Source organism: Wolbachia pipientis, from assembly GCF_030373985.1.
GTDB lineage: Bacteria > Pseudomonadota > Alphaproteobacteria > Rickettsiales > Anaplasmataceae > Wolbachia > Wolbachia pipientis_D.
On the sequence record NZ_JAUCRB010000001.1, the window covers coordinates 226,885 to 246,883 of the forward strand.

22 protein-coding genes and 2 tRNA genes are annotated in these 19,999 nt (G+C 35.2%); 7 read left to right on the forward strand and 17 right to left on the reverse strand.

The window, feature by feature from the left end; genetic code table 11:
* Position 1: 1 nt before the first annotated feature.
* The 6 genes from rplC to carA form a co-directional block, all read right to left on the reverse strand.
* Positions 2-727, reverse strand: coding sequence for a 50S ribosomal protein L3 (gene rplC / locus QUS22_RS01215; protein WP_289513169.1), 726 nt, complete (start codon positions 725-727; stop codon positions 2-4).
* A 9-nt stretch (positions 728-736) separates the two neighbouring features.
* Positions 737-1,078 carry a 30S ribosomal protein S10 gene (gene rpsJ, locus QUS22_RS01220; protein ID WP_289513275.1) on the reverse strand — a complete coding sequence of 114 codons (342 nt, stop codon included), beginning with the start codon at positions 1,076-1,078 and terminating at the stop codon, positions 737-739.
* A 13-nt stretch (positions 1,079-1,091) separates the two neighbouring features.
* Positions 1,092-2,267 (reverse strand): elongation factor Tu, encoded by a 1,176-nt coding sequence (tuf, locus tag QUS22_RS01225; protein WP_289513170.1) that lies wholly within the window; start codon positions 2,265-2,267, stop codon positions 1,092-1,094.
* Between the two features lie 78 nt (positions 2,268-2,345).
* Positions 2,346-2,417 (reverse strand) — tRNA-Gly (locus QUS22_RS01230).
* A gap of 4 nt (positions 2,418-2,421) precedes the next feature.
* Positions 2,422-2,503 (reverse strand) — tRNA-Tyr (locus QUS22_RS01235).
* Positions 2,504-2,617: 114 nt separating this feature from the next.
* The gene (gene carA, locus QUS22_RS01240; protein ID WP_289513171.1) at positions 2,618-3,760 is read right to left on the reverse strand and encodes a glutamine-hydrolyzing carbamoyl-phosphate synthase small subunit; all 1,143 of its coding nucleotides are present in this window, start codon (positions 3,758-3,760) and stop codon (positions 2,618-2,620) included.
* A gap of 218 nt (positions 3,761-3,978) precedes the next feature.
* Between carA and QUS22_RS01245 the strand changes: the two genes are divergently transcribed.
* Positions 3,979-4,476: a hypothetical protein gene (locus QUS22_RS01245; RefSeq protein ID WP_289513172.1), complete on the forward strand. Its 498-nt coding sequence runs from the start codon at positions 3,979-3,981 to the stop codon at positions 4,474-4,476.
* A 90-nt stretch (positions 4,477-4,566) separates the two neighbouring features.
* On the opposite strand, the gene fmt is transcribed toward QUS22_RS01245, so the two are convergent.
* The 8 genes from fmt to QUS22_RS05490 all read right to left on the reverse strand — a co-directional run bounded on the left by fmt (position 4,567) and on the right by QUS22_RS05490 (position 8,709).
* A complete protein-coding gene (gene fmt, locus QUS22_RS01250; protein WP_289513173.1) occupies positions 4,567-5,475 on the reverse strand; it encodes a methionyl-tRNA formyltransferase in 909 nt (302 codons plus the stop codon).
* Positions 5,476-5,502: 27 nt separating this feature from the next.
* Positions 5,503-5,868, reverse strand: coding sequence for a 50S ribosomal protein L20 (gene rplT, locus QUS22_RS01255; protein ID WP_289513174.1), 366 nt, complete (start codon positions 5,866-5,868; stop codon positions 5,503-5,505).
* 20 nt (positions 5,869-5,888) lie between these two features.
* A complete protein-coding gene (gene rpmI / locus QUS22_RS01260; protein WP_174133090.1) occupies positions 5,889-6,095 on the reverse strand; it encodes a 50S ribosomal protein L35 in 207 nt (68 codons plus the stop codon).
* Between the two features lie 95 nt (positions 6,096-6,190).
* Positions 6,191-6,634, reverse strand: coding sequence for a PAS domain-containing protein (locus tag QUS22_RS01265; protein WP_353477716.1), 444 nt, complete (start codon positions 6,632-6,634; stop codon positions 6,191-6,193).
* A gap of 209 nt (positions 6,635-6,843) precedes the next feature.
* Positions 6,844-7,161, reverse strand: coding sequence for a MerR family transcriptional regulator (locus QUS22_RS01270; RefSeq protein ID WP_289513176.1), 318 nt, complete (start codon positions 7,159-7,161; stop codon positions 6,844-6,846).
* The gene (locus tag QUS22_RS01275) at positions 7,158-7,466 is read right to left on the reverse strand and encodes an integration host factor subunit alpha (RefSeq protein WP_289513177.1); all 309 of its coding nucleotides are present in this window, start codon (positions 7,464-7,466) and stop codon (positions 7,158-7,160) included. Before QUS22_RS01275 ends, QUS22_RS01270 begins: the two co-directional genes overlap by 4 nt.
* A gap of 460 nt (positions 7,467-7,926) precedes the next feature.
* A complete protein-coding gene (locus QUS22_RS01280) occupies positions 7,927-8,109 on the reverse strand; it encodes a hypothetical protein (RefSeq protein WP_289513178.1) in 183 nt (60 codons plus the stop codon).
* A 303-nt stretch (positions 8,110-8,412) separates the two neighbouring features.
* Positions 8,413-8,709 carry an MFS transporter gene (locus QUS22_RS05490; protein ID WP_353477705.1) on the reverse strand — a complete coding sequence of 99 codons (297 nt, stop codon included), beginning with the start codon at positions 8,707-8,709 and terminating at the stop codon, positions 8,413-8,415.
* 487 nt (positions 8,710-9,196) lie between these two features.
* Here QUS22_RS05490 and QUS22_RS01285 point away from each other — a divergent pair, with 487 nt between their 5' ends.
* Complete coding sequence (locus QUS22_RS01285; protein ID WP_289513179.1) at positions 9,197-9,508, forward strand: hypothetical protein; 312 nt, start codon at positions 9,197-9,199, stop codon at positions 9,506-9,508.
* An 801-nt stretch (positions 9,509-10,309) separates the two neighbouring features.
* On the opposite strand, the gene QUS22_RS01290 is transcribed toward QUS22_RS01285, so the two are convergent.
* A complete protein-coding gene (locus tag QUS22_RS01290; protein ID WP_289513180.1) occupies positions 10,310-11,110 on the reverse strand; it encodes a uracil-DNA glycosylase in 801 nt (266 codons plus the stop codon).
* Entirely contained in the window at positions 11,100-11,639 is a 540-nt protein-coding gene (gene def, locus QUS22_RS01295; RefSeq protein WP_289513181.1) for a peptide deformylase, read from the reverse strand. Before def ends, QUS22_RS01290 begins: the two co-directional genes overlap by 11 nt.
* Positions 11,640-11,778: 139 nt before the next feature.
* Between def and ftsA the strand changes: the two genes are divergently transcribed.
* The 4 genes from ftsA (at position 11,779) to QUS22_RS01315 (ending at position 17,145) form a co-directional block, all read left to right on the forward strand.
* Complete coding sequence (ftsA, locus tag QUS22_RS01300) at positions 11,779-13,017, forward strand: cell division protein FtsA (protein ID WP_289513182.1); 1,239 nt, start codon at positions 11,779-11,781, stop codon at positions 13,015-13,017.
* Between the two features lie 292 nt (positions 13,018-13,309).
* On the forward strand, positions 13,310-14,092 hold the full coding sequence (map, locus tag QUS22_RS01305) for a type I methionyl aminopeptidase (RefSeq protein ID WP_289513276.1): 783 nt from the start codon (positions 13,310-13,312) through the stop codon (positions 14,090-14,092).
* An 842-nt stretch (positions 14,093-14,934) separates the two neighbouring features.
* Positions 14,935-16,107 carry an NADH-quinone oxidoreductase subunit D gene (locus QUS22_RS01310; protein ID WP_289513183.1) on the forward strand — a complete coding sequence of 391 codons (1,173 nt, stop codon included), beginning with the start codon at positions 14,935-14,937 and terminating at the stop codon, positions 16,105-16,107.
* 714 nt (positions 16,108-16,821) lie between these two features.
* Positions 16,822-17,145, forward strand: a complete 324-nt coding sequence (locus QUS22_RS01315) for a hypothetical protein (protein WP_289513184.1) — start codon at positions 16,822-16,824, stop codon at positions 17,143-17,145.
* Positions 17,146-17,283: 138 nt separating this feature from the next.
* On the opposite strand, the gene guaB is transcribed toward QUS22_RS01315, so the two are convergent.
* Positions 17,284-18,738 carry an IMP dehydrogenase gene (guaB, locus tag QUS22_RS01320; RefSeq protein ID WP_289513185.1) on the reverse strand — a complete coding sequence of 485 codons (1,455 nt, stop codon included), beginning with the start codon at positions 18,736-18,738 and terminating at the stop codon, positions 17,284-17,286.
* A 251-nt stretch (positions 18,739-18,989) separates the two neighbouring features.
* Between guaB and QUS22_RS01325 the strand changes: the two genes are divergently transcribed.
* Complete coding sequence (locus QUS22_RS01325) at positions 18,990-19,871, forward strand: tetratricopeptide repeat protein (protein WP_289513186.1); 882 nt, start codon at positions 18,990-18,992, stop codon at positions 19,869-19,871.
* Positions 19,872-19,999: the final 128 nt, after the last annotated feature.

Below are 19,999 nucleotides of genomic sequence, written 5' to 3' on the forward strand. Positions count from 1 at the left end.
ACTAATTTACCAAACCACTAGCATCACCATCATTTGCATCTAACAGCAGACTTACTGGAAAAGGAACATCTTTATGTAAAGACTTTTTAACTGCATCCCTTACAAAAACATAAGAATTTCTAAACCCAGGAACATTATTGCCTTTTACAGCTATTATATTATTTTCATGATCGATAGATAATATCTTCATATTCTGTACAGTTACCCTACTACTACCTAAATGACCAGCCATTTTTTTTCCCTTAAATACCCTACCAGGATCCTGACATTGACCAGTAGAACCTTGTGACCTATGAGCAATAGAAACACCATGAGATGCCCTAAGCCCACTAAAATTATGTCGTTTTATCACACCAGCAAACCCCTTACCTACAGAATAACCTGTAATATCAAGATATTGACCAACCACAAAATGATTAATACCCACTCTTTTACCACACTCTATTCCTGAGAGATCACTTAATCTACTTTCATATAATTTACATCTACTACTTATTCCTCTCTCCTTTAAATACTCTAACTGCGGCTTTGCAATATTTTTAAAATCTCCAGTACCTAAAATAACTGAATTATAACCACACTTACCTTGCTCTTTTATATCAAGAACATAAGTTTCATCGAGATACAATAAAGTCACAGCCACGCGACCATTATTAGAGTATACAGCAGTGTGACCAATATTTATCATTAATAAACCAATTCTTTTTAGCGAATTTATCCTCTTCATTCTCCTCTCCTAAACTTTAACTTTCTTGATTTTTGAATCAACCTCTACTCCAGGAAGAGGAGAAGGGAAAGATGAACTTCCAAGCATTTGCATTATAGTAGGAGTGGGATTATACAAAACAATCAAACGTTTAGAAATCCTCTGTTCAAGTTGTTCACGAGATTTTTTATCAACGTGAGGAGATTTATTAACATTAAATTTAAAATTCCTTCTCGGTAATGCAACCGGACCAGATAACCTTGCACCAGAATGCTTTAATTTATCCTTAAATTCACGCACAAACTTTCTAATATACTCCTCTAATCTTGAACAATCAAAAGCTTCAATTTTAATATGTATCTCTTGCTCAATCTTAGTCACCAACTTACTCCAAAATTTCGGAAACGACACCAGAACCAACAGTTTTACCACCTTCTCTTATTGCAAAACGTAATCCCTTATCCATCGCTATCGATGCCTGTAATTCCACTTCTATACTTACATTATCTCCTGGCATTACCATCTCCTTTCCTTCCAGCAATTTTATACTCCCCGTTACATCTGTAGTTCTTATATAAAATTGTGGCTGATAATTCACAAAAAATGGTGTGTGCCTCCCTCCTTCTTCTTTCTTCAATATATACACCTCAGCCTTAAATTTCTTATGTGGCGTTATCGTTCCTGGCTTTGCTAATACTTGCCCCCTTTCCACTTCTTCTCTTTTTGTTCCCCTAAGTAATACCCCTATATTGAGTCCTGCACTTCCCTTATCCAGCATCTTCTTAAACATTTCAACACCAGTACATATCGTCTTTTGTGTCGCTTTTAGACCTATTATCTCCACCTCTTCACCTGTTTTTATTTCTCCCTTTTCTATTCTTCCTGTTACTACCGTTCCACGCCCCGATATTGAAAATACATCTTCAATTGGCATTAAAAATGGCAAATCCACAGGCCTTGGCTGATCTGGCACATACTCATCTAATGCTTTCATCAATTTATCCATTGACTTTTTACCATATTCACTATTCTCATCCCCTTCCAACGCCTTCAATGCTGAACCCACGATAACTGGTACCTCATCTCCAGGAAAGCCATACTTAGTTAACAATTCTCTAACTTCCATCTCCACCAAACTCATCATATCGTGATCAGCAACGTCGGCTTTATTTATATATACTACTACATGCTTAACACCAACTTGTTTTGCGAGTAGTATATGTTCTCTTGTCTGTGGCATTGGCCCATCAACTCCAGACACTACCAGTACTGCTGCATCCATCTGCGCTGCACCTACTATCATATTCTTCACATAGTCAGCATGTCCAGGACAATCAACATGTGCATAATGCCTCTTTTCCGTCTGATATTCAACGTGCGCCGTTGCTATTGTTATCCCTCTTTTCCTCTCTTCAGGTGCTTTGTCTATTTGATCGTATGCTACAAAACTTCCATAATATTTCGTTATCGCCGCTGTCAACGTCGTCTTCCCATGATCCACATGCCCTATTGTCCCTACATTCACATGTGGCTTCCCAAATGCTTCTACTATTTGTGTCATAATTTAAACTTTTCCACCTAAAATATAAATACATAAATAAATAATATGTTGATTTTATAAAAATACAACAAAAAAAAGAGCGGATAGTGGGATTCGAACCCACTTCACTAGCTTGGAAGGCTAGAGCTTTACCAATTAAGCTATACCCGCACAATGGAGGAGGTAGGATTCGAACCTACGTACGCAATGCGGACAGATTTACAGTCTGTTACCTTTAACCACTCAGTCACTCCTCCACAAAAACTTGTTAAGAGAGCACTACCCAAATACCTTATCTTAAGCTTTTATTATATTTAATGCTAAATATCTAAAACTAAAAAATCAAGCAATAAAACTTTATCTGACTAAAATCATGCAGACTTTTTTTTATACAACTCAATATTGTTAATAAAGTGCCTAAATAGATAATGTGAATCGTGCGTACCCGGCGCTTTCTCTGGGTGATATTGCACAGAAAAGACCGGGTAATTCTTCATCATTATTCCCTCTATACTATTGTCAAATAGAGAAATGTGAGTAATCTTGACATTACTTGGAAGAGAAGCTGAATCAACAAAAAAACCATGATTTTGGCTTGTGATCTCAACTTTTCCGCTACTTACATTGTAAACTGGGTGGTTACTTCCTCGGTGACCAGTATGCATCTTGATGGTTTTTGCCCCTAAAGTGATCGCAAGTAACTGATGACCCATGCATATGCCGAGAATTGGTATTTTGGATTTTATAACAACTTCTATCTCTGGCATTATACTCTCTCCTATTTCCTGTGGATCACCAGGACCATTTGAAAGCACTATACCATCCGGATCCATGTTTAATATTTTTTGAGCACAACCTCTCTCTGGCTTAATCAATTCGATTGCACAACCAAGCTCTATTAAGCGTGTAACTATACTAGCCTTTACACCGAAATCAACCGCCACAACTTTGTATTTTGCATTAGGATCGTTTTTAAAGTTATTATTTAAGCTGACTTTATTTATTATTCTTATTCCCCTTTTAGGGTTGTATTTATTTAGTTCACCCAATAGATCCTCTATTACCCGTGTGGCTTGATCATTATAGATTCCAGTGTCACACGCTAGAGGGCAGGTTAATGAACATATTATTCCATTTTGAGATCCATATTTTCTCAAATGTCTCGTCAAAGCTCTAGTATCAACTCCTGATATTCCAACTACATCATTTTTCTCTAACCAGTCATTTAAACTAATATATGAAGAAGGATGAGATGCAGGAGAAAGTTCACGCATAATTACACCACTTGCAAAAATTTTCTCTCCTTCATTATCTTTGTTATTTATCCCAATGCTACCAATATGAGGGAAAGTGAACGTTATAATTTGATCAGCAAAAGAAGGGTCAGTTATAGTATGCTGGTAGCCAGTTGTGCTAGTGGTAAAACAGACTTCACCTATACACTTGCCCTTTTTACCTACCGACTTTCCCAAAAAGCATTTGCCATCTTGTAAAACTAAAACCGCGTTTTGCACTTAAATTCTCTCCAATTGATTCAAAACGATATATAAGAGTTTTAAATGATACAATAAGTTAGAAAACCTCTTTCTAAAATTTTAAACCTAATCGTGAATTAGTAAAGAACAACATGAAAAACACTTTTTAATACACTCTTTTGCATAAAATATATCTTGGTTACTTTTGCACTTCATGTTAAATTAAATAGCTTATTAAGCAGAATGGGGAAGTTGTAATGCCTGATAATAAAAATCAATCTAAAGAAATAAATATCAAATTGCTTGCTATAGGGGCTGGTTTGCTATTATTCGTAATGATGCAGCCGTCGATTTTTCTTTTAGCAAAAATAGCTATAGGGCTAATTATGGTCTCAGTTGCAACAATAGCGATAAAAATTGCCTTAAAAACAATACTGAATGTTTTAGAAAACAAGCAGGCAGATCAAGCCCAAGCAGCGCAACAAACGACACAAAATAAAATTATAAACCTAGCTATTGGGCTAATGTCCATATTTGCAGCAGGGCTATCGATGCTAATTATAGCGAAAACCGGTTTAACCACAGCATGTACAGCTGTAGCTGCTTTAGTTCTATATGAATATGCTAAAGATGTAGCGACAGGTAAAGCCATAAACGACAAATTGGATAAGATAGTTGGGGATATAACTAATTTTGTTGTTGGCAATATTGAAAGACTTGTTCCTCCACAAAGCCGCCAGAACAGCCTGAATTAACAACTAACTTTGTGTACTGTTAATTAAGCGGGCTGCATTGCTCATCTGTGTTTCTGTTATTACTATAAGCTAATTATGTAAGGGTTATATTTATTCTATAAACTTTTTTACTGTACTGAATTTTAAGCCACGAACAAAATCTTCAACACTACAAGGACTTCTTCCTTCCATTTGTACAACTTTGGGAATTAAAGTGCCACTTCCCAAACTTATGTGCATATTATCATTAATAATCTTACCTCCTGCTGAAGTTAAAGAAACATTTGCTTCAAAATCAGCATCAAGTATTCTGACGCGTTTATTCTCTATCTTGACAAACGCCTTAGGATAAAATGCTTTAACTTTCCTATAAGCAACTTCACAAACATCACTCGCATAAATTTTATAGTCTTCCACTTTATTAGCGTAGCATGCATTATCATCGTTTTGTTCTAAGGGAACGTGTTTTTCAATTTTATTTAACACTTCCATCAATAAATCACTGCCTAGTTCAGACAATTTATCATGCAATGTCTTGTAATTGTCATTTTTTTCAATCATAAATTTTTTCTGTTTTAAAATGGGACCAGAATCCAAACCTTCATTCAATTGCATAATGCTAACCCCAGTTTCTTGGTCTCCTGCTAAAATTGCATGCTGTATAGGAGCTGCACCGCGCCATCTAGGTAACAGTGAAGGATGAACATTAATACAACCATACTTTGGAATATTCAAGATTTCTTTTGGAATTATTAATCCATATGCAGCAACGACTGCAATATCTGATTTAAAATTTTTAAACTTTTCTTGCTCTACCAAAGATTTTAGAGAAGTAGGAGTGCGTACCTTTATACCATTTTCTTCAGCAACCATATGTATTGGAGATTTTGTTAGTTTTTGTCCACGCCCTGAAGGTTTTGGAGCCTTGGTATATACTACTATTATCTCATTTTTCGACTTTAATAACAAGTTTAGTACACCAACAGCAAATTCCGGTGACCCCATGAAAATTACTCTCATGCCGCTAAATATCTTTGCTTAAGAAAATCAAGAATTTTCTGCTAATTTACTGCTTACAGTTTCTACTAATTTTGCGAAATCATCTTTATAATTAACAGCCATTTCAGCAAGAACTTTTCTATTTAAATTAACTCCGGCAAGTGTGAGGCCATGTATAAACCTACCATAAGTAAGCCCATGTCCTCTTACTGCTGCGTTAATACGTATTATCCACAGGCTACGAAAATCGCGCTTGCGATTTCTCCTGTCTCTGTAAGCATATTGTAATGCTTTTTCAACCCTTTGTAGCGCAATCCTGTAACAATTTTTTGCACGTCCTCTGTAGCCCTTTGCTAACTTTAATATTTTTTTGTGACGAGCGTGAGTAGTAACGCCGCGCTTTACTCTAGCCATTTTATTTTACCTCCATTTTGTTAAATACCATAAGGCATGTAAAGCTTAACTATACGCGAGTCAGATTTACCAAGAATTGTCGTACCGCGCTGATTGCGAATATTAGATTTGCTCCTCTTTACCATACCATGCCTTTTACCTGATTGAGTAGAAATGACTTTGCCCTTAGCTGTAAGATTAAAGCGCTTTTTAACAGAAGATTTGGTTTTCAATTTCATTTTCTTCATATCTCGAATAAACTATAAGTAATTTTACCGAAGAATCAAATAGCATTCAACCTAAAGTTGCAACACAACCACAATATGTAATTTAAAATTGTATATCAAAGGAGCTTAAATGTAATGACTCCCAATATATGCGTTATACTTTTTTTATTCCCAAGTGGCAACAATATTTGCCTCATTTTAACACTTTCACTTTCTTCCTCTTCATTGATTGGACACTTGCTATCTACTACAGTATCGAGTTTATCAATAACTGCATCTATTTTATATAGTTGTAAAAATGGTGCATCAATTGCATATTTATTATCAATACACATGTTTTTTTCAAAACCATAAAACTCAAAGGCCTTTTCTCCTGCATTTTCACAAATATAACTTTGATCATTAACCTCAATAATAAAACAATGCTGCCATGATGCCATTATTTCTGCAGTATCTATTTCGTGCCTTTCTGGCCAGTCTCTGTCTGGTCCTTTTACGTCGCTCCAATGCTGGGTCACTATATTTGCTATTCTTCTTTCTTTGCCTGTATAAACTTCCATTCTAACATCCACATACAAAACTAAGTTGAATCTACTGTGAATGTATTGATTTTTTCTTACCAAAAGGTGCGCATTACGGTTATTATGCACTTAGTGTGATAGTTTCTTTAACTGTTTCTTAACGTGAGTTCGCACTTTCTTGGTTAGCTTTCCAGCTATATGAACACAATTTACATACATTTGCACTGCGCTTATGATTGTTTGTTACTTTACTCACTATTTATTTTGCTAATTAAATAGTCTCTTAAGTCAGTAAGTTCTTGCAATAAATCCTTTGAATCGCGATTGATTTTTACATCATTATCAAGTTCTTTCTGTACTCCTTTTATTGTATATCCTTTATCATATAACATGTACTTTATTTTCTTTATGACCTCTATACACTTATGATCATATAGCCTTCTTCCCTTGAGTTTTATGGGCTTAATTTGATGAAATTGACTTTCCCAAAATCTTAAAACGTGCTGCTCTAAGTGCAACTCCTCAGCTACTTCTCCGATCGTGTAGAGTAATTTTTCTTTATTCATTGATTATTTATTAACTTTTTTATCACTTTTGAAGGTCTAAAAGAAACTGAATTTCTTGCCTGAATTACCACTTTTTTTGACGTGTTTGGTATATTCCCTGGCCTTTCCTTCTTTTTTTTAATCAAGAATGTGCCAAATGACGATATTTTTACTATTCCATCCTTTACTAAACTTGCCTTTATCTCATCCAATATATCATCTATTATTACAGCGGAGTCTTCTTTTGATAATCCAATTTCTTGATTGATATCTTCGGCTATTGTTGCCTTAGTTACTGTTATACCCTTTGTTATAACGTAATCCATAATTTGGTCAGTATTCAACATGTGAATATAATATAACAATCAACTCAAGGTTCAAGCTACTTATTTGGAGTATGTCTCTTTTGTAGCATAGTTTAAAATACTAGTGGCTGCTAACATTGTGAATATCGCAAGAGGTGCCATTTTATGATCTGAAAAAAGTGCCAAAATTGATACTATAATACCGCTCATGATAAATATAAATCCGTTGATAATAGATGACGATGTACTGATATATTTCCGCTTCACAATTTCACTGCAACAGTAAAATTAAGCATATGCCCTCCCACAAAAAACCTGAACATTAACATATAAAAGTATATGATGTGAACTGTTAAATGGCTGAATAACAAAATAATAATCGAAGTGCCTTTCAGCTGAGCAAAAGCAGAGGTTACATGTTTTCTATTTTCTCTAGGTTAGAGATTTGATCTGCAATTGTAGCACCAACTGCAAAGCCAAACTACAATATTGCAGTTCCTACACCTGACTCCATTGCATTGAGTTCTGAGTTGCTCAGTAGCCTTATAGCCAACAAGGTGTTAAGTGCCAGAAATGTTCCAAAAGTAATAGCACCCACCATTGAAGTTATCCAGATATCTCTTAATTTTAGCATTGTTAATACCGAGTATATTAATGTTTTCATAGAGCTTTTTATTAAGTTTTTTTCTAAACTGCTTTCTAAAAGCGTGTTTGGATAAAAAAACATAAGTGCAAACATCAACACACCAAATAATATTATGCATACAATCAGATTTTTCTAACCTGCACCTTTGGCAAGTAAGCTAGAGAAAAATATTTAAATTACCAGTGCATAAAAACTTGAAATCGTTTGCACTAGTGAAAACATCAGTCCAAAATTGGGTAAGAGGAAAACAGATGCTGCTTATATGAGCAGCACCAATAAAAACGAACGATGTTCTGGTTGCAATCAACACTTGCGACAGAATTAAATGGGCAAAGTTGTTACTATTAATATGACAAAAAACCCAAGGATCATAGTTGATACTGAGAAAGAATAAAATTTTTTACTAGAAAAAACATTAAACATTTTCCCATTAAAAAACTGTGAGATGGCGAAAGTCCAAGTATATACTGAATTAGCTAGTGCAATCTGCGTGATTGTGAGTCTCAGTTCTTTTTCGAGATCTACACTTATAAAGGTGTAAATTATCTCCATGTTGCTAAATATAACAACCAAGTTACTGATCAACCAAAAGAACCAAGCTTTAGCTTTGCTTTCCATAAGATTTATTTTTACAAGTAATTTATTAATAATTTAACGCTAAGTTTCTTTTAAAACCATAACTCTCTGGCAGAACTTAAGTATTACTCTTTTGAATGAAAATATTGATTAACATAAGTCAATATTTCATGTCTTAATGTTTTACGTATTTGTTCTAACATAGAACCAAAAGAAAATTAAAAAATTTTAAGAAGTAAATTGACTACTAAACACTTTGTTATACATAATTATTTAGTTTATTAATATTAAGAGATGGTGTGTATATAAATAGTATAAAGGTTTAGAAGTATTAAAAGAGATAATAAGTAAGTTTACTAAATGCTCCAACTGGAATGATCACATGCATGAAATTGGCAATTATCCAGCTATATCAGAATACAACACAGAAATAGACTTAATAGTGCTAGAGAAAAGAATACGCAAATTTGTTAATAACGATGATAATATTTAAGGAAAAGAAGCATTAAAGTATAAGAACTGTACCATCATGCTACCTCTAACGTTACTAGAACCAAATCAATTCGTAGAAAATTTGAAAAAACTAGAAAAAAGAATATCTAATGTCATTAAAGGCCTTAACAACTACAATGATCTCGTACGTGAAGTACAATATCCTGCTATTCATGGCTCCAATAATGATTTTATACAACTAACAAAAATAGCGGGTGGGTTGTCTGCTGCAGCAGGTTTTGAGTTTGTAGATAAGGAAAAGTTGCCCGACACATCTCTAGAAGTTCAAAGTACATCAAGAGTAGGAATACTTAGCTGGTTGGGTTCTTCTTCTTATTTATGTATATAAAGTGATACTCTTTTCATACTCTATTTTGAACTGAACGAAGAATATCACAACTTGAGTCGGTAGATAAGAATAAAGACCTTGTTGATAGCTAGAGTTGGTACATGTATCAAGTAAACTGTACGATGTTTCCATCTGTAATGGTGCTGGCAACAGCCTGGGCTTTAGAGCGTGATCTATGAAAACAGTGTTAAGTACTGGCATGATACTAATGGTTGATTTCACATTGGACTTCTTGCTTCACCTCTTGTCAAGCGCTTCTTTCTTGTTATCCCAGTGCGTGATATACAACTATACGAACGTTGTGATTCAAGCCTACTAGGAGGATGTTATCTAAGTAGCTGATACTGGAATGACACCATCATAAAGTGAACCAGTGTTGTGTTTGACACCTCTCTTGGACTCTTAAACTGCGATTAATCTAAATATTAAGAAGTTTACTAAATGGAGAAAAAAGGTAAAGGAACACCGAGTAGCGAATTTTGACCATCTAATACTTTAAATTGGTGCTGTAATAATGTGTTGACGCTTAGTTTAAGCGCTATTTGGCTGAATGTAGAAAAAATTTAAAAGACATGCAGCCTTAATGACCTGATGTAACCTGCCAAAAAACACCTGAGCTTTTTATTGAATTTTGTCATTAAACCTTCAGGTCAAAAACAAGTTTTGAGTCAAAAATAACTCTAGCCCCATGGTGAGGAAGCTGGGGAGATTTGTCAAGTAGTTTTTTTATTTAGTCTATTTTTATTGCCAGCCAGCTACTTGAATAACACAAATGGTAATTTACATTGCTCTATTGCATTACTAAACGTTTGTGCAGTTATGGGTATTATCGAGGTACTCCCTGATTTGCTTCAGATCTTCCCAAGCTAAAAGTTTTTGCGCTGGTTGACGAAGTAGGTAGGCTGGGTGAAATATAGCAGCTGTGGTAATTGAACGAGATAAATATTGGTTAGTATACGTGTGAAATCTGCCACGCAAAGTTGATATAGTTTTTGTGTTATCAAGAAGGCTATAACATGCAATTCCCCCAACCAAAATTAAAATCTTCGGTGAAATGAGTGCAATATGCTTTTCGACAAATGGCCTGCACATGTCAAGCTCTAGGTCGGTTGGTTTTCTGTTACCTGGTGGGCGCCAAAATACAGTATTGCTTATGTATACTTTAGTGCGATCAAGATTGATTGCATTTAACATTTTATTGAGCAACATCCCGCTCGCACCACAAAATGGTATACCTTGCAGGTCTTCATTTGCTCCTGGAGCTTCACCAACAAGCATAATCTTTGCATTTGGATTACCATTGGAAAAAACAGTATTAGTTGCAGTTTTTTTTATTTCGCAACCTTCAAATGATCTAACCACACTTCTTAGTTCATCTACACTAACACATTTACTTGCAAGTTTTCTTGCTTCAATTATCCAATCACTTGGAAACATGGATTGCTGCTCTTTTTTTTGGACTTCAGCTTGAATGGCAGGAGACTGTATAGGATTGTTATCTTTCACTTTTTCTACTTTTTTTTCCTCTTCATCTTCTGTTAGCGTACAATCAATGCCCTCTTCATGGTAAAATTTTAATAATTCTAGATCTTCATCGCTCATATTGCCTCTTAACCTTTTGTGCTTTCTTCATAGCCATATCATACTTCAATTTAGACAAATGTCTAATGTATAATATACCATTTAAATGATCTAGCTCATGCTGAACACATCTTGCAAGCCAACCACTGGCTTTTAGAGTCTGTTCTTCGTTATTTAAGTTTCTATATTTCACAGTTAAATACTTTGGGCGCTTGATTTCATGACTTTGCTCTGGAATTGAAAGGCACCCTTCTTTGAGAATTACTTGTTCATCGGATAATTCTATAATTTCAGGGTTAGTTATACAAAATTTGCCAGTTGATTCATATCCTGCTGGTCCACCTTCAGTATCCTTTAATTGAACATCCATGACAAAAACTCTTTTCAGTACTCCAATTTGCACTGCGGCAAGGCCAAGACCTTTTGCATCATACATGGTTTCGAACATGTCGTTTACTAATTCTTTAATTTTATCGTTTATATCTGTTACTTCGCTGGCGCGTGTGGTTAATCTTTCATCGGGAGCAATTACAATCGGTAATCTAGACATAAAATTATAATTCTATGTTTTATTTTTTCCTTTGTCCAGTATTTGGGGTATATTAGAATGTTGCTGTATTTTAATAATAGAAATATAAATTATTAAAGAAAGCTACAATTTAAATCAAATTGTGTAACAAGGTCAATTAATGTACTCTGCAGTAATAGTAAAACCAAAGAGAAACGTTTTTGCTGTTCTAGATATAGGTACAACAAAGATTATTTGTCTAGTTGTTAAGATCAGTAGCAATTTCAGCTATAAGATAACAGGAACAGGTTATAAAATTGCAGAAGGTGTAAACGGTGGATCAATAACTGATGTAAAACATGCAAATTACTCTATTTCGTCAACTGTAGGTTTAGCCGAGCAAGTATCAGAGGAAATTATAGACCAAGTATATGTTAATATAGCTGGATGTGGCATCTCATCTTTTTATGTCCATAATGAAATCATTGCAGCCAATCGTGAAATTTCTGATCGGGATATAAAAAGTGTAGTCTTTCAAACGTTTGAGAAATATATTGAAGGAAATGTTATCATTCACAATATACCACTAAAATATCACTTGGATGACATGACTGATATAAAAGAGGTCAGTGGATTGTATGGAAAAAGATTATCTACTGATGTTAATGTTGTCACTGCTTCGCGTCCAGCACTTACCAACATTGAGAATTGCATAACTAATAATAGTGGAATAAATATGGCTGGTTGCATCGCATCTTCATATTCTGCGGGTCTTGCCTGTCTAAGTGAAGATGAAAAAGAGCTTGGAACTGCTATTGTTGATATAGGGGGTGGGTGTACTGCAATTGGAATTTTCAAGAGAGGTAAACTCATGTATGCAAACAGCATTCCAATTGGTGGTGTCCATATCACTCGAGATATTGCTTATGGACTGTGTACTAGCATAGAACATGCAGAACGCATAAAAGTACTATATGGTAGCACTATTGTGACCTCAGTGGATGAGAATGAATATATTACAGTGCAAAATAATGAAAATGACGAACAGGCTCAAGTACCTAAGTCTGAACTTGTTGACATTATAAGACCAAGGGTCGAGGAGATACTTGAACTGGTCAAAGAGCAATTTCGGGAGCAGAAAGACCCAATTAATAAAGTAGTTATCACAGGTGGCACTAGTCGGCTGTCAAGCATGAAAGAGATTGCAGGCTATATATTCAATAAACAAGTTCGTATTGGGTGCCCTGAATCATGCAATGGTCTTGATGGCGAATATGATAAAAATCCTGTATTTTCTGCTTCCATAGGCTCTATCAAGCTAATAATTGAAACTTTTTATAAAAATAGTTCTGGTATGTTAGGGCAGGATGGTAAAATAAGTAAATTGTACCATTGGGTTAAATCGAAAGTTACAGTTTAGACTTTTGTTTTTTCTTATTATACAAGTAGTTGATACTGGGGTGGTACTTTCCCTGGTAGGCTCGAATCACAACTTCCATACACTACCATACGCGTTAAGTTAAGAAGATACCGCTTCTTAACTTGACACATATAGATGTGTGTCACGCATTGGCTTTTTGGTGGAAATACGTTTCAATAATTGTACAGTTATATGCTTAACACTAGGGCATGGGACTTACTTTGGTAACAGATAGGCTATAAACAGAACTGTTATTTTGTATAAAAATGTCTATAGTAATTATATGGAAAGTATAAACATAACTATACATTCACAAAAAGACTTTGAGTTTATGCGCAAAGCTGGCAGGTTAGCAGCTGAAACTCTTGATTTCATTACACCGCACGTAGAGGTGGGAGTGACAACTAACGAGTTAAATGATCTATGTCATGACTTTATAATCAAGGCAGGTGCAATTCCAGCGCCACTTAACTATAAAGGATACCCAAAGTCAATTTGCACCTCGAAAAATGCTGTTGTGTGTCATGGCATTCCTGATGATAAGCTACTTAAGGATGGAGACATTGTAAATATAGATGTCACGGTAATTTTAGACGGCTGGCATGGTGATACAAGCCGTATGTTTTGGGCTGGTAAACCATCGATAAAAGCAAAACGCTTATGTGATGCTACTTATGGTGCATTGATGGAAGCGATAAAACAAGTTAAGCCTGGTAATAAATTAAATGAAATAGGGCTTGCTATAGAAAAATACATTGAAGATTTTGGATATTCTATCGTGCGCAATTATTGTGGACATGGTATAGGAAAAGTCTTTCATGCCCCACCAAATGTACTACATTTTTATGATAAAGATGAAAATCTTGTCTTAAAGGAAGGTATGTTTTTTACAATAGAACCAATGGTCAACGCTGGAAAACATGAAACTCTGCTCAGTAAACTAGACGGTTGGACAGTAACAACACGTGACCTTTCACTTTCTGCACAATTTGAGCATACGCTTGGGGTAACAAAGGATGGTGTTGAAATATTCACATTATCGCCTAAGGAATGGCATTTTCCACCTTATAATTAAGCTACTTTACTTTGCAAATATTGCTGGTTAAGAAATAAGTCAGCAACCATAGGGTGTCCAACCATACGAACATTATGATTTGAAAACAGCGAGACAAAATAGAACTAAAAATTATTTGACAACCCTCGTCAGCCCCCTTTTAATGAAAGTAAAGCTAATTATTAATATTTTTTGTACAGATTAAATGACAAAAAAAACTTAGTATGCCTGACATGTCATGTTTAATTTTTGCACTATGTGCACCTCATGTTTTTATACGTTGTTATCTACATTGCCAGCTAGTGCTGTAAGTTGCACTTGTTTAGGCGCTTAAAGGCATTAAAAAACGCCAACTGATAAAATCATAGTGAATAACTAGTTAACATGGGATTTTTTTGTCTTTTTTTCTATTTAGTAAATTTCTTAAGTATTTATAGCTAAGGTTAGTTGCAGTTTAAGAATCCAAGAGGGGAGTTATGCAAGTAGCTGACACTGGAATCCAGGAATTTTATAAAGTTTGGTGAGTACAAAAGTAGCTGTTTTATGTTAAAATACAACGTTTTTATGATTATGGAAAGATTAGCTGACAGTGTCAGCTACTTGCATAACTCCCCCCTGGCAGGCTCTAATCACAATGTTCGTACAGTTGTATGTCAGCTACTTGGATGACATCATAGAAGCGCTGGGATGACAACTTAAATTACTCAGCATAACCATAAATTCAATTCGTTAATCCACATTAGGCCAGCTATAATTAGCTTTTGCTGTACCTTAGATACCACTATGCCTTCAGCATTTTAGGTTTCTAATTGACTTTCAACGTACTTGGGTCTATACAATTTTAATACCTTAAGCTATTAGACATGCCAGATCTAAAGACAATGATGTTAAATTTTGGACCTCAGCATCCGGCAGCACATGGGGTGTTGCGTCTTGTTTTAGAGATGGATGGTGAAGTGATCGAGAGGGCTGATCCTCACATTGGGCTTTTGCACCGCGGTACTGAAAAATTAATAGAACATAAAACGTATCTTCAGGCCTTGCCTTATTTTGATCGCCTCGATTATGTATCACCAATGTCGCAAGAGCACGCGTATTCACTATGTGTGGAGAAATTGTTGCAATGCGAAGTTCCAGTTAGAGCAAAATATTTGCGTGTCTTGTTTTGTGAACTCACAAGGATACTAAATCATCTACTGAATGTCTCTTCTCAAGCACTTGATGTTGGGGCGATGACTCCTCTTTTATGGCTCTTTGAAGAGAGAGAAAAAATATTGGAATTCTATGAGAGGGCTTCAGGTGCAAGGTTTCATGCGGCCTACATTAGGCCAGGTGGAGTTGCAGCAGATGTTCCAGAAGGTTTGATTGAGGATATTGCAAAATTTATGGATCAATTTCCAAAATATATAGATGATGTTGATGGGCTTTTAACAGAAAATAGAGTATGGAAGCAACGCACTGTAGGAATCAGTGAAATATCAATTAAGCAGGCGCTTGATTGGGGCTTTAGTGGACCAATGCTGCGCGCTGCTGGGCTTGCTTGGGATTTGCGAAAAAGCCAGCCATATGAGATATATGATCAGCTAGATTTTGATATACCGGTCGGCAAAAATGGTGACTGTTATGACCGTTATTTAGTGAGGATGGAAGAAATTAGGCAGTCCATTAGCTTGGTAAAGCAGTGTATAAAGAAAATGCCTGAAGGGCCGGTAAAAACTGAAGATAGAAAAATTTCTCCACCGCCAAGAGCAGAGATGAAAAAATCTATGGAGGCTCTCATTCACCATTTTAAGCTCTATTCTGAAGGATATCATGTATCAGAAGGTGAGGCTTATGCTGCAGTTGAGGCACCGAAAGGCGAGTTTGGAGTGTATATAGTTTCAGATGGTACTAATAGACCCTATAGATGCCGAATAAGAGCACCTGGTTTTGCACATTTACAAGCCTTAGATTTTATGGCAAAAGGGCACATGCTTGCTGACATTGCCGCAATTATTGGCTCACTTGATATAGTTTTTGGTGAGATTGATAGGTAAATTTTTAGCTATAGTTAACTACAAGCAAAGTTAATGATTCTGTTTCCTACATTTTCTTCCCTCTCCAACTCAGAATTTGAGTTCAGAGGATCTGATTTGATGGACATGTTGAACAAAAAGTAAAGAGTTTAGCAGTTTTTACTAAAGATTGTATTAATTTTTTAACTATATCCTTGACTTTTAGCAGAGTTTGTTATATTATTAATAAATAATATGATTAAAGTAAGGAAGGTCGTATGACTTTACTTCAAACTATTCGTAATATAAGCAAAAAAAGAACCAAATTAAAAAATTACAGGATTTCCTTAATGAGCAAAAAGAAATAGTAATTGACGAGAAAGTATTTAAATCAGTTTTATCAAAAGAATTTAATGTAGTAAGAAGCGGAATAATATACCTTATTTTGTACCATTGTATTAAATGTGGTATTGCAAGGTATGAAGTAGGAGATAAATTGTCATTTGAAAATCTAATAAATATTTTAGATAAAGCGATACATAGGTTTATTCCTCCTGAGGATTTTCACAGATTGATAAACTTTCAAGATCAAAGTGGGAATACATTATTGCATCAATGAGACTAAGGTAATAACCACCCTCCTCAAATATGGAGCAAATCCTTTGATAAAAAACGCAAATGGTGAAATTCCATTAGATTTAGCTAAAAAAGAAGTAGTGGATCTAGCTACAGAAGAAAAAACAAGAGAGATACTTATTGAAAGTATGGAAAAACAAGCTAACTCGAAGAAGTGGAGCGCTGTATATAATAGTTTATTTGGTATTATACCAGACGTTTTTCTTGGTGTTGGACTGGGTGTGTGGTGCTTTAGCAGATCCTTCGATGGCTATTATGTTAGGCACAGCAGCAGCATTAGCTCTTGTTGCTGGAATAGCTGCTGGATTGACTATATATTTCTTGAGTCAAGACCATGAACAAGCTAAAGCGATAGAAAGTGTTATTAGTGCTATTTTTAAATTATTTTCTGTTAATGGGGCTACACTTGTAGTAGTGGAAAATGGGAACAATCTACCTCACTAAGTCTGCTCTTTCATCATATGGCTTGGAAGCTATAGGATCTGTATTTTATAAAACCCAGGTTCCAACGTAATGCGCTGGCATGATATTGAATAAAGAGATCTACTCTGAACCAGCTGATAAATTGGACGTTTAATAAGCTTAATTTGGAACTTCTTGCGTAATGATTATATCGTGAGCATGGCTCTCTCTTAACCCTGATGCAGTGATAGTAACAAATTTGCAGTTTTTTTTCATCTCTTCTATACTCCTATTACCTGTATATCCCATTGCAGCTTGCAATCCGCCAATTAATTGATGTATTACACCTGAAGCTGGGCCTTTAAATGGAACTCTCCCTTCCACTCCTTGTGGAACTAATTTTAGTTTTGAGTCTTTATCTTGAAAATAACGGTTGGCAGAACCTCGTTTCATTGCACCGATAGAACCCATTCCTCGATAGCCTTTGTATGCTCTGCCCTTATACATGATAATCTCACCTGGGCTTTCGTCAGTGCCAGCAAAAAGTGAACCTATCATCACAGAGTCAGCACCAGCTGCAATAGCTTTTGCAACATCTCCTGAGTATTTTATTCCACCATCAGCAATCAACCTTACTTTTCTTGTTTTAAATGTTTCTGCAACATTTTGAATTGCAGAAAATTGTGGTACACCAACACCTGTAACTATTCTGGTCGTGCAGATTGACCCAGGTCCTATGCCAACCTTCACTGCATCAACACCTGCATCAATCAATGCTTCAGCAGCTTCTTTTGTGGCAATGTTGCCACCTACTAGCTGCACGCTTGGATACATCGCTTTTATTTCTCTAATGGTATTAATAACGTTTTCGGAATGACCGTGAGCGGTGTCTACAATAATCACATCAATTTCTTCTCCAATTAAAGCTTCAGACCTTTCTATGCCATCCTTTTTGCCAGTGCCAACCGCAGCAGCAACTCTAAGTCGTCCTTTACTGTCTTTACATGAATTTGGGTATCTATTGTATTTTTCAATGTCTTTAACTGTAATTAAGCCTATGCAACTGGAATTTTCATCTACGACCAGAAGCTTCTCTATTCTATTTTCATGCAGCAATTTCATTGCTGAGGCACTATCTACTTCCTGCTCCCGTACTGTAATTAACTTGTCCTTTGTCATCACTTCAGAGACTTTCACACTCATGTTCTGGTCTTCAATGAACCTTACATCTCGATTAGTTAAAATTCCAACTAACTTGCGTTGATCAACTACAGGAATGCCAGAATAATTATGCTCTTTCATTAATGAAATTGCTTCTGCAACCGTTTTATTTGGAGAAATCGTAATTGGGTTATACACAATCCAGCTTTCATATTTTTTTACCCTTCTGACTTCTGAAACTTGTTCATCTATTGATAAGTTTTTATGTATGCAACCTATTCCACCATGTTGGGCAATAGTGATTGCAAAGTCTGACTCGGTAACAGTATCCATTGCAGAGGATATGAGAGGAATGTTGAGTTCTATATTGTTTGTCAAATAAGTTTTTGTATCTGCATCACAAGGCAATATATTAGAGTGAGCTGGCAAAAGTAGTATATCGTCAAATGAATAACAAGCTTCCATTTTTTCCATAGGCTTTACTTAAAGCTTATACGCCAATTGATTGAATTGCAATAGGGCTTTGCAAAATTGGCAGGTGAAGTTTTGTTGCATAGTTTTAGTTGAATAGGAAAGCTGCCAGAAATATATACATTCTATTGCTAGGATAAGCACTTTAATTATGCATATGATGCGAAATGAAGCCAGTGTACATGTTCAATCTTAGTTAATAATATCTTTATTATTATATGAGATAGCTAAATCAGCATTTATAAACTTATACTATGTGCAACGTAATTCAGGAGATTAAGACTTACTGGTTACGTACCGGAATTATACCAATTCGTGGCTCCAATGCTACAACACTTAGATCTATATTTATCAGTATGTTAATTTATTCCATAGTTTTATTAAGTTTTTTTACTACTTATGCTAACGAAGATCTGGAGATACGAAAAGCCTTTGATAACGTTGCTAAATATATGAAAGCTGATGAAAAATATAAAGACTTTGAAGTTGTTGAAAAAAAAAGTGGCAAGTTTAATATCAAAGTTGCACAGAGCTCTAGCAAGAATTTTAACGCGCACTCTATTTTAAAAAGTGCAAAAGATTCCTTTGAATCTAGGAATAATAAGGCAGCTATTTCTCTTCTTAATCAAGTCATCGCAAAATTTCCTTATCATAAAAATGCTTTGATTGGATTAGGAAATATCTATTACGTTAACAAAGAATATGAAAAAGCTATAGAAGTCTATACAAGACTGCTAAAAGAACACCCCAGTGACTCTTATATATTAGAAAATTTTCTGACGATAGTCTCACAATATAACCCTGATCTGGCGTTAAGTGAAATGTTGAAGTTGTATGATATACGCAAAAATTATGCTCCTTTACTGGCAAACCTAGGTCTGATCTGTATGAAAAAGAAGAATTATACAAAGGCTAAGGAGTACATGATAACTGCAATATCTTATGATCAAAACAATATTTTTTATGTCTATAACCTAGCTGTCATTCTAGATAAACTTTCAGATTTTAAAAATGCTGCAACATTCTACTTAAAGCTGTTGAACATGGCAGCGAACTCGAAGAACATAAGTGAAAAAATACCCATACATAAGGTGGAAAAAAGACTGAAATTCATAAAACTTCACAAGCACACTTAATAACTTCATAAAGTTTGTCCCCTAATATTATTTCAGCTGCCCGAATCTTGTTTATTTTAGAAATGAGACCTAAGCTGCTATCCAACTGGCCAGAACACCACCGGATTTAAGAAAGAGTCAATCACTGT

What these genes read in the sequence shown, in the direction of transcription:
- rplC (WP_289513169.1), bottom strand. Translation starts at nt 727, where the DNA reads ATGAAGAGGATAAATTCGCTAAAAAGAATTGGTTTATTAATGATAAAT.
- tuf (WP_289513170.1), bottom strand. Translation starts at nt 2,267, where the DNA reads ATGACACAAATAGTAGAAGCATTTGGGAAGCCACATGTGAATGTAGGG.
- QUS22_RS01245 (WP_289513172.1), top strand. Translation starts at nt 3,979, where the DNA reads ATGCCTGATAATAAAAATCAATCTAAAGAAATAAATATCAAATTGCTT.
- fmt (WP_289513173.1), bottom strand. Translation starts at nt 5,475, where the DNA reads ATGAGAGTAATTTTCATGGGGTCACCGGAATTTGCTGTTGGTGTACTA.
- rplT (WP_289513174.1), bottom strand. Translation starts at nt 5,868, where the DNA reads ATGGCTAGAGTAAAGCGCGGCGTTACTACTCACGCTCGTCACAAAAAA.
- rpmI (WP_174133090.1), bottom strand. Translation starts at nt 6,095, where the DNA reads ATGAAGAAAATGAAATTGAAAACCAAATCTTCTGTTAAAAAGCGCTTT.
- QUS22_RS01265 (WP_353477716.1), bottom strand. Translation starts at nt 6,634, where the DNA reads ATGGAAGTTTATACAGGCAAAGAAAGAAGAATAGCAAATATAGTGACC.
- QUS22_RS01270 (WP_289513176.1), bottom strand. Translation starts at nt 7,161, where the DNA reads ATGAATAAAGAAAAATTACTCTACACGATCGGAGAAGTAGCTGAGGAG.
- QUS22_RS01275 (WP_289513177.1), bottom strand. Translation starts at nt 7,466, where the DNA reads ATGGATTACGTTATAACAAAGGGTATAACAGTAACTAAGGCAACAATA.
- QUS22_RS01280 (WP_289513178.1), bottom strand. Translation starts at nt 8,109, where the DNA reads ATGAAAACATTAATATACTCGGTATTAACAATGCTAAAATTAAGAGAT.
- QUS22_RS05490 (WP_353477705.1), bottom strand. Translation starts at nt 8,709, where the DNA reads ATGGAAAGCAAAGCTAAAGCTTGGTTCTTTTGGTTGATCAGTAACTTG.
- QUS22_RS01285 (WP_289513179.1), top strand. Translation starts at nt 9,197, where the DNA reads ATGCTACCTCTAACGTTACTAGAACCAAATCAATTCGTAGAAAATTTG.
- QUS22_RS01290 (WP_289513180.1), bottom strand. Translation starts at nt 11,110, where the DNA reads ATGAGCGATGAAGATCTAGAATTATTAAAATTTTACCATGAAGAGGGC.
- def (WP_289513181.1), bottom strand. Translation starts at nt 11,639, where the DNA reads ATGTCTAGATTACCGATTGTAATTGCTCCCGATGAAAGATTAACCACA.
- ftsA (WP_289513182.1), top strand. Translation starts at nt 11,779, where the DNA reads ATGTACTCTGCAGTAATAGTAAAACCAAAGAGAAACGTTTTTGCTGTT.
- QUS22_RS01310 (WP_289513183.1), top strand. Translation starts at nt 14,935, where the DNA reads ATGCCAGATCTAAAGACAATGATGTTAAATTTTGGACCTCAGCATCCG.
- guaB (WP_289513185.1), bottom strand. Translation starts at nt 18,738, where the DNA reads ATGGAAAAAATGGAAGCTTGTTATTCATTTGACGATATACTACTTTTG.
- QUS22_RS01325 (WP_289513186.1), top strand. Translation starts at nt 18,990, where the DNA reads ATGTGCAACGTAATTCAGGAGATTAAGACTTACTGGTTACGTACCGGA.